The following is a 13,257-nucleotide window of genomic DNA, read 5'->3' on the forward strand; positions in this document are numbered from 1 at the left end:
TCGGATTTGCTCCCGGAACGCTAACGGGTTTTCGGTGTCGAGACGCCGAACGCCCACCGATCGATGGATCGGCGGGCGTTCGCGGTGTCGCTTCGGGTCAGTGGGACCGCGAGCGTCGCTTGTTTGCCAGGTACTCGGCGACGGCAGTCTTGCGTCGACGTTGGTTTCGGTCGTGGGTTTCCAGCGGAGCCTTGCCGCCGTTGCTGGCAAGCACGTCGTTCCACTGTTCGATGATGTGAAGGTTGGTGGCTCCGACGGCGAGTGCGTAGGCGATGGTGACGAACGCGTTCTTCCAGGGCTTGACGTCTCCTCGCGCGAGGTGCCCAGCGGTCCCGTGGAGTAGTGCCGCGTGGAACCCTTCGTTGCGAGATCTGGCCGACGTGTAGAAGTCCTCGTGTCGGTAGTCGCCGGCCATGATGGGCTGGTAGTGCCGGAACTGGGAGTAGTCGAGTCGAAGCCGCGTGTAGGAACTCTGACAGGTCGCCGGACGGTCTGCCTCGAGCGGCGGGTTCTCGACAGGAGGCACGACGGTTGGATCAGCCTCCATCGATTGCGGCACGAGAGGGCAGCGCACCTGACCCGCGACGGCGGGGCACACGACCTTCATCCTCGTGATGTCCGGTCGGGGTGATGCGCCCGCAGGGGGTCGTCCCGGACCGTGGTCAGGCACGTGGACGGGACGTCCGTGCCGCGGCATGACGAACGGGAGGATCTGCGCGAGGAGCTCCGCATGTGCGTGGAGGCGCTTCCCCCACGTGTGGCGGTCGCCGCCCACGTCCGCGACGAGAGGCACGTCGAGGTTGGCGCGCCGCAGGGCGAGGCCGGGGAACCCCGGGCACACAGGGACGCCGTTGAACAGGTGCGCAGCAACTGTGCCGTTCTTGTCGGAGCAGGCGCGAAGGCCGTGGACGCGAGCCGTGGTCTTGCCATAGCGCACGACTTGGGAGCGGTTTCGGTCGGCGATGTCGCGTGCCCACGTCTTCCGGTGTGGGTACGCCTGATCTACAACGACGTACTGGTGGGCATTCGATGCGAGGGCGGGACTGAGGTCTGCGTCGTCGATCGCATCGATGACGGCCATGGCGCCGGTCGCGCTTCCGGCGGACGGTTGGTCGATGGACCCGGCCAGCGCGATGGTGGGAACGCGCCGAGACTCCGGGCGGGCCACCGCGATCGCGAAGGTCAGGCGATGGAGTAGTCGACGTCGGTCTCGTCGATGGCGAGGTCTCCGCGCCAACCGCTCATGATGCCTTTCGCGATGTCCTTTGGATCCAGTGCCGCGTGCTCGTCGGATCGGCGCGAGTTGAACCACTCGTTGCCGGCATAGACGCTGCCCTGGATGAGCAGGTTGAAGGCCTGGATGCGAGCGGCTCGTTGAGCGCTTACGTCGGTGCTCGCGCGTGCAGCCTTCAGCTCGCGGTTGGTGATGCGGCGGTTGGCGGGGGCGACGTTGTCGTTGATCGGGACCGTCGCCTGCTCCCACGCGTCGATGATCCGACGACGCGCACGCGCTTCGGCCCTCCGACCGTTGGCGATGTCGGCCGCGGTGGCGCCGGGTCTCGCGGCGCGTTGGATCTGTTCGAGCGTTCTAGCATCGCGGATGCCTTCGAGACCCAGTCTGCGCAGGATCTTGTCGGAGTAGCGACACCAGATGGTCAGAGTGATCTCGGCCCACGTGAGGGGACGTCCGTCGAGTGCGATCTCGGCCATCACGATCAGCAGGGCCCTGATCGAGTACTGGACGAGTTGGACGGGCCTGCCGGCACCAGCTCTGAGTCCACGTTCGGCGGGAGCCAGGTGGTCGAGGATGCCCGAGAGGTCGATCCAACGCTCGGCTCGGCCGACTCTTTCGTCGGTCGTCTTGAAGGCGCGGTGTGGAGCGCGAGGGGCCATGGGGCCAGTCCTTTCGTTCAGTGTTCCGGGTCGTGTTGCGCCGTATGGACGGCACATCGGATCGGGCGCTGAGGGGTCGCTCAGCGGCCGAGGGGGGAGGTTCGGGCGGAACGCTGCATGCACGCCCAGATCTCGTCGTCGTCCGGAGCCACGAAGTACTTCATGAGGTCGCTCGGCAGCGTCGAGCCAGGGGTCAGGCCGGCCACGGCATAGACCGCAGTGAGGGGGATCCGTGAGCGCAGAAGGTGCCCGAGCCACGTGTGCCGTGCTCGGTCGATCGAGAAGTTCTCGAACTCCGGCATGGTCTTGGCGACTCGTTTGCGGACTACGGAGGGAACTTGGGAGCGCTTCTTGAGGTTCGGACGGACCAGATAAGCCGCACCCGAGTTCTTCTGAGCCAACAACCACTCCGCAGCGAACCCGAACCCTGGCACCATCCGGAGAACACCATCGCGGTCGGGGACCGTCATCCAAACCCGGTTTTCCTGAACGCAGATCCGGTCCGCCGTCGCTCCGGCGACCTCCCCCGGCCGCAGCCCCAACATGCCGGCCAAGACGATCATCGCCGTCGCGTCTGCAGAGATGCCTGAGCGCGCGAACCGGTCGTAAACTCTCCATTCCGAAGCCTCGTACGGCTCGCTCGGTGCGATGCGGGGCGTGTGGATCTCCGGTCGTCGGCCCAGGCGCAGGATGTTGAGCTTGGACTTGTAGTTCGCGGTCGTGCGCTTGTCGTCACTCACGGAGTTGAGCCACTTCGCGATGTGAGGGCTTGTGAGGTGACGATCCGGAACGAACTCTCCGTGAACCGTGATGCAGTACAGGCCGTACCGACAACCGACGCTCATCAACTTGCGGTCGGTCTCGAGCGACGAGAAGGGCACTCTCAAGGTCAGGTCGCAGACCTGACGAACGACGCTGTACTGATCTGGATGATCAGTGCGGGGCTTGTACAGCATCAGCAGGCGTGTCCGATCCGGCTGAGTGCGTCGAAGTTCCGCCGCACCCGCCGTACGGCTTGGCGGACTGGCGGTGTTGCCGAAGTCCTCGTGTAGCCGGATCGCTTCTGCTTCGGAAGAGCGTGTCTTGATGGCCTTGCGGGTCATCGCGCCCGCTCCCACTCGGCGGAGGCGTTGGTGGACTTGGTTGGAAGGTTCGCTGCCCAGAACGCCTGGGCCAGCCACGTCACTGCCGCGACGAGGACCGGGGCGTCCTCGGGCGGGAGGGACCGTTCGAACTGCCGCGGTGCAGGCAGGGTGAGGTCCCTGGACGGGTCGAAGGATCCTTGCGAGCGTGCGCAGAACCTTCCGAACGAGCGCCCAGCCCACGTGAGCGTCTGCACCGGCAGGAGACAGTCCACGTAGGTGGTGGCGAAAGCCACGAGATCGGCCACTACGACTTCCACGGGAGTGCAGCATTCCTGCGGGCGAGGTGAGTGGTCTTCCTCAGGAGTACGAGAGCGGTCCGCGGTGTCTTGGAGGTCCGGAGCGACCGGTTGACTGGACGGTCGGTGCTCTCGTTGTGCAGAAGCGGGCGTTTTCACGGGTAGGGCGGTGCAGGGTGGAGGCGCCGCCGTCCGGGGGGCGGCTCCTTGAGCGACGTCCGCGACCGTCCGCCGCAGCTTGACCCTGTCAGGGCAGGGTGTAACGATTTTGTGCATCAGGACTTCTCCGATTGGCTAGATCTGGGTTTCTTGAGCGGCGTTGTGAGACGCCTATGGAGGGAGGGCGACCTGGCCGGGTCGCTCTCCTTCTTGTTTCCTAACGGCGTGTTGGCGGCCTCCTTCTCTCCCCTCGTGCTAAGCGAATACGCTTAGCGTGGACGCGGGGCGCGGCGCCGTCAAGACCGGCGTGACGCAGCGGCATCGAGCCAAACCGACGCAATGTTCCGCTGACCTTGAGCAGAGATGGGCCTTCGGTCCGTCGGTTCGCGAGGTCGTAGCGCTCCGTCACGGCTCGTGGAGACGGCCGGCTGCCGCCGAGGAGCTCATGCCACTGCGGCTTGAGGAGTTGGGCAAGCGTGCCGATACCTCTATTCGGACGCAGATCGTCGGAGTGGCAGGCCTGGCCGGGCTTGCCCTCGACCTGGCTGGCTAGAGCCAGGGATGGTCTGGGAGCCTGATCAACTCCATCGGGGGTGGGCCGCAAGGACTCGGCTCGCCCCCGGTCGTCTCGTTCGGCTCGGCCGCACTTGGGTGTGTGAGGCGATGGACCGCGGCCCACCCAATCCTTGCGCCGTGCGCATCGTTGTAGATCGACACGGCTGGCCGGCCTGTGCCTGCGTGGCGGTGCGTAGGGCCGGGACTGACTGCTCATGTTGGTGATCTCGGTCGACCCAGGCGCTCCGAAACGCTTTGTCTATCGCTATCGATACGTATAGCGTTTGTGAAGCAAGGTTTGAGCTGTGAGATCAGCTCAGACGAATCCTGAACTCAGCGACGGGCCCGGCCAATGACGCCCCGAAAACCGAAGGACCCTGCCGCCCCCATATGGCAAGTCGAGCCTCCTCCCACCCGGCGGACGGCGCCGGACGGGGCTCGCTGGTGCGCCACCTGCGACACGCGACTCGGCCGACACCTCCACCACCGGCAAGACTTCTGTCCTCAGTGCAGTGCACGAAGAGTCCAACTCTCCAACTCCCGCAAGAGACTTCGGGCCACCGATGCTGGTCGCCGTTTCGATCGCCAAGAGATGGAAGCCCTGGACGCCATGGTCGCCCATGCCATCGAACAACTGATCGCGCTCTGGAAGGACAATCGGCCCCCCAACGAACTCCCAACGACACCCGTGCAAGCACTTCGAATCGAGATGCAAGAAGGCCTGGCGAACGCCCTCGAACCTCTCATCGAAGCAAGGCGCCTCGTGTGGTTGGACGCGATCGAGCAACACCATCGCTCAGACTTGAGAACCCTTCAAGACGCGGTGGAGGCCGCCCACAAGCGCGAGCGCGACCGCGATAGTTCTCGGCTCTGACGAGATCAGAACCCACCGTCAGGCCACAGGCGCTGCTCGACGTCATCTCCCCGCCTGTCGACGCCTCCTGATGTAGTCGGAGGCTCTCTCGCGCCTCTGCTCCGTACTCAACGCGGTTGAAGTTCTGAAGTGGACGGGGATCGGGCGGATGCCATTCGTGAGGGGCGGGGCGATCCAGCGGCCGGCCCTATCCGCCGAGGTCAGATCTCGTCCCAAGGGATCTGGTCGTAGATCGAGCGGAGCTTGGCGATGGTGTGGGTGGGATCGCCCATAGGCACGGTTCCGATCTCGCCGATGGGTGCCACCCCCATCGAGTTGGTGAGAAAGGCGGCGGCGAAACTGCCGAGGTCCCGAACGTCGACCGGCTCCCTCACCGAAGGTGTCCCGTTGGTACTCAGAGCCGTCTCGAGAAGATGCCAGGTCACGCCGGGGAGCGAGGGCTGCGTGGGCCACACCACCTGGGTGCCGTCGTAGAAGCCGATGTTCGCGCCTGTGGTCTCGGAGACGAAGCCATCGACGCTGATGTGGAGTGCGTCGTCGTAGCCTGCGCGTTCGGCCTGGACGGAGTGGAAGATCTTGCAGAAAGTCCCGACGTGCTTGATGTGCGCGACAGGGCGCTGGTACTCGACCGGTAGCAGAGAGACCGGTTCAGTGTTGGCGGCAACCGGCGGTCGTTGAGCTGTCATGACGGAGAGTCGACCGGGGTGCTGCTCGAAGAACATCGCGCGTAGGTAGGAGTCAGGCATTTCTTCTACGGCGAAGCGCATCAGGTCGCGAGCGTGGTCCAGGTCGATCCCGTGGCCGAACAACTCCCGGTGCGACCTCTGGATGCGCTCGAGATGCAGGTGGAGGCCGCGAACTCTGCCTGAGCGAACCTGCATCGAGGTGAAGTGCCCGTAGTTGATCAGGGCCGGGTGCTGGAGGTCGTCGCCCGTAGGCGTGTGACCGTTCAGCAGGATGCGGAGTGGACCTTCACTGCTGAGCTGGCTGCTTGCTTGCGACTTCATGATGGCTCCGGTTCGCACGGTCACGGGCATGTCGAGGGTTGGCGGTGAGGGCTCGATAGCGGTCCGCCCCGCACTTGGTACGAGGTGCGTGGCCGCCTGCGAATACGGCGACCACGCACCCCCGTCTGGCTACTTTCGACTTGGCAGTGCCAGTCCGGCCACAAATGCGGAGATCACGGCCCCGGCCGCAGCGACGCCGAATGCGGACGCGAAGCCGGATCCGGTCTCGCCGGTGAGGCTGGCTGCCGCGACGCTCGACACCACGGCAGCGCCGAGTGATGCGCCGAACTCGTGGAAGGTCGAGATGATGCCAGAGGCGATCCCGGCCTCGTGCGGCTCGATCATCCCCAGAGCAGTCGCGGATGCCACCACGAACAACGTGCCGATGCCCGCTGCGCCCAGACTGATACCGAGAACGACCCCGACGGTCGTTTCGAAGACCGCGGGGATGGCGAGCCCGACGGCCGCGACGAGGAGTCCAGCGACGCCGAGCGCTCGCCCGCCTGTGCGGCCGATGACTCGTCCGCCGACCTGCGCACCGGCCATCGTGGCCAGAGCTACGGGGAGGAAGAGCAGGCCTGTCGCCAGCGGTCCGAGATCGGCGCGGTCCTGCAGGTAGAACGAGCCCAGGAAGAACACGGCCACCATGAGCGCCGTGGCGATGGCGATCACGAAGGTGCCAGAGCCCACCGGACGTCGCGTGAGTAGACCAAGATCCATCAGCGGCGAACGGGCGACGCGCTGCCAGGCGCCGAATGCCGCGTAGAGGACGATGGACACGGCGAAGAGTGAGAGAGTCCGCGGCTGCAGCCATCCGGCCTCGCCCGCGTCGATCGTCGCGTAGATCAGCGTTCCGGTAGCACCCGTGACGAGCAACGCACCCAGGACGTCGGGACGAGCACTCGCACCGGGTGTCCTGACCGGCGGCATGTCCGGCAGGGCCCGCAGCAGGATCGCAAAAACGAGCACGCCGGCAGGGACGTTCACGAAGAACACCCAGGGCCATCCCGGCCCCGCGGAGAGCACTCCGCCGACGAGGACGCCGACGGCTGCACCGGCGCCGCCCAGCGCGGACCAGATACCTAGGGCGCGGTTGCGCTCCTCGCCTTCGAACAGTCGCACGACGACGGAGAGTGCGGCAGGCGACAGGAGCGCTGCGCCGATTCCCTGGCCGACTCGACTGCTGAGCATCATGGCGCCGTCCTGCGCCACGCCAGCGGACAGCGAGGCCAGCGTAAAGATGGTCAGTCCGGTGTAGACGAGAGTGCGCGGGCCGATGATGTCAGCGAGACGTCCGCCAAGAAGCATGAGTCCGCCGAAGGTCAGCGTATAGATGCTGACGACCCAGGTGACCGCCTCGCGGCTCATGTCGAGATCTGCGCCCATCAAGGGCAACGCGATCGCGACGACAGTCACGTCAAGGATGAGCATGAACTGGGCGAGCCCCAGCATGCCGAGGGCCAGCCATCGTCGTGGATGTGGCTGGTTCCCTGCGACATCGCCCGCAGGGGTGGTGTTGGACGCGGTCGTCATGACCGCACCTCCTTAAGTTGGACTTCGGTGTACGAGATCGCTCAACCGATACACTAACTCAGACATTCCCGTCCACGTTAAGAGTTCTCAAGATGCCTCCAGTGCAACCACAGCGGCAGACAGTTCAGGGCGTAGTGCGTAACAAGGGCGCGCGCCGCGGACCGCGATCAGACGCCATCCGCAACCGGTCGACCATCGTGGATGCCGCCGTCCAGACGTTCCGCCTGCGGCCGGAGGCGTCCATGAACGATGTCGCTACTGCGGCCGGAGTTGGCCGGGCCACGGTCTACGGGCACTTCACGTCACGCGCTGAACTCGTCGATGCGGCACTCTCGGACGTGCTCCGTCGCGGCAACGACGTGCTGGCCGCACTCGATCTCGACGGCGACGTGGTGACGGCCTTCGCCAGTCTGGTCTCCGCGAGCTGGGAACTGCTCGACGAGTCTCGCGCCCTCCTCGAAGTCGCTCAGAAGGAACTTGCACCCGATCGCATCCGAGCGCTGCACGCACCGCTGGAGGACCGTGTAGTCAATCTGATTGAGCGGGGGAGAAGCGAGGGAGTCTTTCGCGTGGACCTCCCCGCCAATTGGCAAGTCGCCGCCATGCACGCCTTGCTCCAAGCGGCAGCCGCGGAGATCGCGGCGCAGCGGCTGTCTTCCGCGGAAGCGCCAAGAGTCTTGAACGCCACCCTTCTGGCCTCGCTCACACGCTAAGCGACTGCTGCAGCACAGGTGAAGTCATCATGCTTCTGATACCCCTGGGGGGTACCTGTACAGTGGCCTATACCCCCCAGGGGTACCACGCGAGCGGAGGAACTGGATATGCAGCACCACGAACATCACCATCACGAAACACAGGACCCGAGTGCCGGGCAGCATGCCCACGGAGATGACCACGGCTACCACGGCCACCATGGACACGGCGGGCACGAGGGGCACGTTGCGATGTTCCGGCGACTGTTCTCGTGGTCGCTGCTGCTTGCAGTTCCGACCGTCCTGCTCTCTTCGATGTTTGCGGACCTGGTCGGCTACTCGCTTCCGGATATCCCGGGTCTCGAGTGGATCTCGCCGATCCTCGGAACGGCGCTCTACGCATGGGCAGGCCGACCGTTCCTGATTGGCGGATGGCAAGAAGCGAAGAGCCGCCAACCCGGCATGATGTTGCTGGTTGCCCTCGCGCTCACGGTTGCCTTCGTGGCTTCCTGGGGATCGACCCTGGGCCTCCTTCCGCACCACCTGGACTTCTGGTGGGAGCTCGCGCTCCTGGTCTCGATCATGCTTCTTGGCCACTGGATCGAGATGCGTTCACTCGCCCAGACGAGCTCAGCGCTCGACTCGCTGGCGGCACTTCTGCCGGATGAGGCGGAACGTGTCGAGAAGGACGGATCGGTCTCGGTTGTCGCGCCCAGTTCTCTCGCAGTAGGCGACGTCGTGATCGTCCGACCGGGCGGCCGCGTGTCGGCTGACGGCAGGATCGTCGATGGCTCTGCCTCGATGGACGAATCAATGATCACGGGCGAGTCTCGACCCGTTCGCCGGGAGGTCGGCGAGCAGGTCGTTGCCGGCACTGTGGCAACCGACTCGGGACTGCGTATCGAAGTGACGGCGACGGGCGACGAAACCACGCTCGCGGGAATTCAGAAGTTGGTGGCTGACGCTCAGGCATCTGCGTCGCGCACGCAGCGACTCGCTGACCGCGCCGCTGGCTGGCTGTTCTGGTACGCCCTCGGTGCAGCCATCATCACGGCAGTGGTCTGGTCGATCTTCGGCCTGCCCGAAGACGCGGTCATCCGCACCATCACGGTCTTGGTCATCGCGTGTCCGCACGCACTCGGATTGGCGATCCCGCTGGTCATCTCCATCTCGACTGAGCGAGCCGCCCGCGCGGGAGTCCTTGTGAAGGACCGCGTGGCCATGGAGCAGATGCGACGGGTCGACACTGTGCTCTTCGACAAGACGGGCACACTCACGAAGGGCAAGCCGACGGTGACTGCTATCGAGCCTGCGCCCTCCGGCGGCATCTCGGCCGACGACGTGCTTGCGCTCGCGGCAGCAGCCGAAACCGACTCCGAGCATCCGTTGGCTCGCGCCATCGTGCGTTCCGCCAAGGAGCGCGGCGTGCCGGTGCCTGCGGCCACGGACTTCTCTTCTCATCCTGCGGTTGGTGTGAGTGCGCTCATCGACGGGCGCCGCGTACAGGTGGGTGGGCCAGCGCTTCTCCAGCAAGCCGGTGGCAGTGAGCTCGAGGTCGCGGACGAATGGCGGCGGGATGGATCGATCATCTTGCACGTGCTCCGCGACGGTGAGGTCATTGGTGCCGTTAGCCTGGCTGACGAGATCCGCGCCGAATCGCGGATTGCCATCGATCAGCTCCACGAGCGTGGTGTTCAGGTCGTCATGATCACCGGAGACGCCGAAGCTGTAGCGCACTCCGTAGGAACCGCTCTGGGCATTGACCGTGTCTTTGCCGGTGTACGGCCGGAGGACAAGGCCAGCAAGGTCGCGGAACTGCAGGAGGAGGGTCGGCTCGTCGCCATGGTTGGCGACGGTGTCAACGACGCTCCCGCGTTGGCTCAGGCGAATGTCGGGGTTGCCATCGGCGCGGGCACCGACGTCGCGATTGCCTCTGCCGGGATCATCCTGGCTTCGGACGACCCTCGCTCGGTGCTCTCGATCATCGACCTGTCCCGTGCGACCTACCGAAAGAGCATGCAGAACCTGGCGTGGGGCGCGGGCTACAACTTGGCAGCCGTTCCCCTGGCCGCTGGTGTCCTTGCCCCGATTGGTTTCATCCTCCCGATGTCGGTGGGAGCGATCCTGATGTCGGCTTCGACCATCGTGGTGGCGCTCAACGCGCAGCTGCTGCGCCGGCTCGATCTGCGCCCAAGGGAGATCAGTCAGGAAGACCTGGCGCACACCGATGATCGAGAAAGGAAGTCGGTATGACCGTGAACGATCACGCTCAGGATGGAGCGCCCGACTCTGCTCCGGGGTATCTCCATCGAAAAAGACAGCCATCTGCGCCGACTCCGCAGGATCGAAGGCCAGGTGAAGGGCATCAGCCGGATGATGGACGAAGACACCTACTGCGTCGACGTACTCACTCAAGTGTCTGCCGCGACCAAAGCGTGGCAAGCCGTTGCGCTGGAGCTACTCGACGAGCACATGGCGCACTGCGTCGCTGATGCAGCACGTGGTGGCGGCTCCGACATGAAGGCGAAGCTCAAGGAAGTCAACGACGCCATGGCCCGCCTCCTGCGGTCCGCTTGAGCGACAGCCCCGACAACCAGACTCGAATCAATCAACGAAGGTGGACTGATGTGCACATCATGCAACTGCGGTGACTCAAGGAGTGACGTCGTTCTCGGCGTCGAGTCTTTGACGACCCGCGCGCCGGAGGTCTTCGAGGTCGAAGGCATGACCTGCGGCCACTGCGTGGGCTCGGTGAGTGACAGCGTCGGACAGGTGGACGGGGTCCGAGAGGTCTCGGTTGATCTTGCAACCGGTCGCCTCGAGGTGCAGATGGATAAGGGCACCTCGCGACAAAGCATCGAAACAGCGGTCCGGGCTGCGGGCTACACGTTGCGATGATTATCTGACCGCCTGGAATCGCCTGACCATCGACCCTGTGGGCCAATGACAGAATGCATATTCATCGGAACTGGGAATTATGAGATAATAGAAGTAGTGGATTTCCGTTTCAAAAGATCATCGACACTGTCTCCTGGGAACTCGCGTGGCGTGCCCATCGTTGTCATGGAGGCACACCAGTCTGGCCGCGAGATCGGAGGAGCGTCGTCATGAGACCTGTCTCGACGTCGGTGGTCTCTCGTGCTGCTCTCGCTGCACGGCGTGGGCTGGTCGTCCTGGTGGTCGCTTTCGGCCTCGTCGTCATGCACGGAGGAGTCGGGCAGACGCAAGCGTGTGTTGGCGCGATGTCGGGGATGCCGACCCCGACGTCACCCACGCTGATGTCGGAGCACAGTCATGACGACACTGCGGTCGATGTCGAGGATCCGAGCGGCAAGCCGACAAAATCCCCTGCAAGCGCGCACTCCAGTGACCTGTGCTCGAGCACGCCAGCCGCCTCTGGTGGCGCGGGTCCCGACACTGCGCCTGCGCTGACCGCGTCATCATTCGTCTTGGTGCCCTGCATCGACCTGGAGCCTGGTGCAGTCAGCGATGTGACAGGTCGTCATCCGCCACCCCCAGATCTCGTCACGGAACTCTGTGTGAATCGCCGGTGAGAAGTTGAGGTTTGCTCAACTTCTATTACCAGATTAATCACAAGGAGTTTCAAGAATTATGAAGACCATCAGTACCAAGGGCGCCATTGTCGCGTTCGCGATCGTTGTCGTCGTCGCAGTTGGCGCCTACCTCGCCATCAACAATACGTCCGGTCATGACGGGCATTCGGCGAACTCGAACTCGTCCGACACGTCAAGCGCGAGCAGCACCTCCGCGAAGTTCAACGACACGGATGTCATGTTCGCGCAGATGATGATCCCGCATCACGAGCAGGCAGTTGAAATGTCCAAGCTCGCGGCAACGCGCGCTGGATCGTCGGAGGTGAAGGCCCTGGCCTCCAAGATCGAAGCAGCCCAGGGACCAGAGATCGCCACCATGCAGGGTTGGCTGAAGGATTGGAATGCCTCGTCCGATGGATCCTCGATGGGCGGGATGGACCACAGCGGTCACGACATGGAGGGGATGATGTCCGACTCCGAGATGGCGGACCTTGAGTCGAAGTCAGGTGACGCGTTCGACCAGGCGTTCCTCTCGATGATGATCGAGCACCACTCAGGTGCGCTGGGCATGGCGAAGACTGAGATTGCCGACGGAGAGAACCCGGACGCCATCGCTCTGGCCAAGACCATCGAGTCGACGCAGCAGGCCGAGATCAAGCAGATGGAAGCGCTCCTCAAGTAGTTGCGGGAGTCGGCGCCCCCGCTTCTCGATGGGCGGGGGCGCCAACGCACCGCGCTGATGCAGCGCGGTGCTTGTCCATCTGCTTGTCCTTCATCACGTGGAAGAAGTCGCTCATGAACCTTCGCTCCTCAACGATCGTCACGCTCGCTGCAATTGCGGGCCTAACTGGTTGCGCCACCGACCAGGGACAGGCACCGTCGGACGCACGCAATGTCGTCGTCTTGCCAACACCAGACGCCACGTCGAAGCCGCCTTGGCAAACCCCGGCTGATGTCCTGGCTCACGCGAAAGCTGCTGGCCTTGATCTAGGACCCATGGGCACGGCCGAGCACTATCACCCGAGCCTGCGCATCATCATCGACGGCGAAGAAGTCTCGGTCTCGCCGAACATCGGCGTCGACCCCGCAACCGGTGCAATGTCTGCTCTTCACACGCATGACGGCGACGGCACCATCCACATCGAAGCCGATTCGGTTGGCGAACAGTTCACTCTCGGACAACTCTTCACCCAATGGGGAGTGGCGCTGTCGCCTGAGCAGATCGGTGGCGTCGAAGCAGAGCCGGGCAGCAAGGTCGACGTCACCAGTAACGGGGCGAAGTTTGATGGCGACCCTGCCGACCTCAGTTTGGAGCCGGATCAGGAGATCGTGCTTTCCTTGAACTAACAACGAGGGCGCGATCGTGAAGGGCAGGCGGCTGCAAATTCCCCGGTCAGGTCAAGCGCCGTCCCTCTCGCCCCGCGTCACGCAGTATCCGCAGCACAGTGCTCTTGCCAACGCCAAGTGTCCAGCAGCTTCGAGTGGGCTGGAGGTACCCAGTCAGGGTGCTCCACCATCTGAGACCGCTGGAGGGATTAAAGCGCGGACAGCCGACCGGAGAAGGCTTCGCGGGACATCGGTTGAAGGTGTCTTAGGGGCCGTGCGGAGC

The 13,257-nt window shown here is 64.4% G+C and carries 12 protein-coding genes; 7 read left to right on the top strand and 5 right to left on the bottom strand.

The features are described 5' to 3' along the window. Positions 1–97 precede the first annotated feature (97 nt). The 3 genes from A6Q79_RS08655 to A6Q79_RS08665 form a co-directional block, all read right to left on the bottom strand. Positions 98–1,081, bottom strand: coding sequence for a hypothetical protein (locus A6Q79_RS08655; protein ID WP_317697788.1), 984 nt, complete (start codon positions 1,079–1,081; stop codon positions 98–100). 101 nt (positions 1,082–1,182) lie between these two features. Further along, on the bottom strand, positions 1,183–1,713 hold the full coding sequence (locus A6Q79_RS08660; RefSeq protein WP_317697791.1) for a hypothetical protein: 531 nt from the start codon (positions 1,711–1,713) through the stop codon (positions 1,183–1,185). Between the two features lie 260 nt (positions 1,714–1,973). Then, positions 1,974–2,996 (bottom strand): hypothetical protein, encoded by a 1,023-nt coding sequence (locus A6Q79_RS08665; RefSeq protein WP_286689924.1) that lies wholly within the window; start codon positions 2,994–2,996, stop codon positions 1,974–1,976. 1,584 nt (positions 2,997–4,580) lie between these two features. Between A6Q79_RS08665 and A6Q79_RS08670 the strand changes: the two genes are divergently transcribed. Beyond that, on the top strand, positions 4,581–4,862 hold the full coding sequence (locus A6Q79_RS08670; protein ID WP_286689925.1) for a hypothetical protein: 282 nt from the start codon (positions 4,581–4,583) through the stop codon (positions 4,860–4,862). Positions 4,863–5,062: 200 nt separating this feature from the next. Here the strand turns inward: A6Q79_RS08670 and A6Q79_RS08675 are convergent, their stop codons facing one another. Next, on the bottom strand, positions 5,063–5,893 hold the full coding sequence (locus tag A6Q79_RS08675; protein WP_286689926.1) for an aminotransferase class IV: 831 nt from the start codon (positions 5,891–5,893) through the stop codon (positions 5,063–5,065). Between the two features lie 105 nt (positions 5,894–5,998). Continuing rightward, the gene (locus tag A6Q79_RS08680; protein WP_286689927.1) at positions 5,999–7,402 is read right to left on the bottom strand and encodes an MFS transporter; all 1,404 of its coding nucleotides are present in this window, start codon (positions 7,400–7,402) and stop codon (positions 5,999–6,001) included. 134 nt (positions 7,403–7,536) lie between these two features. Here A6Q79_RS08680 and A6Q79_RS08685 point away from each other — a divergent pair, with 134 nt between their 5' ends. The 6 genes from A6Q79_RS08685 to A6Q79_RS08710 all read left to right on the top strand — a co-directional run bounded on the left by A6Q79_RS08685 (position 7,537) and on the right by A6Q79_RS08710 (position 12,995). After that, entirely contained in the window at positions 7,537–8,115 is a 579-nt protein-coding gene (locus A6Q79_RS08685; RefSeq protein ID WP_286689928.1) for a TetR/AcrR family transcriptional regulator, read from the top strand. 108 nt (positions 8,116–8,223) lie between these two features. Next, the gene (locus A6Q79_RS08690; RefSeq protein ID WP_286689929.1) at positions 8,224–10,347 is read left to right on the top strand and encodes a heavy metal translocating P-type ATPase; all 2,124 of its coding nucleotides are present in this window, start codon (positions 8,224–8,226) and stop codon (positions 10,345–10,347) included. 21 nt (positions 10,348–10,368) lie between these two features. Continuing rightward, positions 10,369–10,671 (top strand): metal-sensitive transcriptional regulator, encoded by a 303-nt coding sequence (locus A6Q79_RS08695; RefSeq protein ID WP_286689930.1) that lies wholly within the window; start codon positions 10,369–10,371, stop codon positions 10,669–10,671. A gap of 48 nt (positions 10,672–10,719) precedes the next feature. Further along, a complete protein-coding gene (locus tag A6Q79_RS08700; protein WP_286689931.1) occupies positions 10,720–10,992 on the top strand; it encodes a heavy-metal-associated domain-containing protein in 273 nt (90 codons plus the stop codon). A 714-nt stretch (positions 10,993–11,706) separates the two neighbouring features. After that, positions 11,707–12,330: a DUF305 domain-containing protein gene (locus A6Q79_RS08705; RefSeq protein ID WP_286689932.1), complete on the top strand. Its 624-nt coding sequence runs from the start codon at positions 11,707–11,709 to the stop codon at positions 12,328–12,330. 113 nt (positions 12,331–12,443) lie between these two features. Further along, positions 12,444–12,995: a hypothetical protein gene (locus A6Q79_RS08710; protein WP_286689933.1), complete on the top strand. Its 552-nt coding sequence runs from the start codon at positions 12,444–12,446 to the stop codon at positions 12,993–12,995. The last annotated feature ends 262 nt before the right edge of the window (positions 12,996–13,257 follow it).

Source organism: Aeromicrobium sp. REDSEA-S32_B7, from assembly GCF_001626145.1.
GTDB classification, from domain to species: domain Bacteria; phylum Actinomycetota; class Actinomycetes; order Propionibacteriales; family Nocardioidaceae; genus Aeromicrobium; species Aeromicrobium erythreum.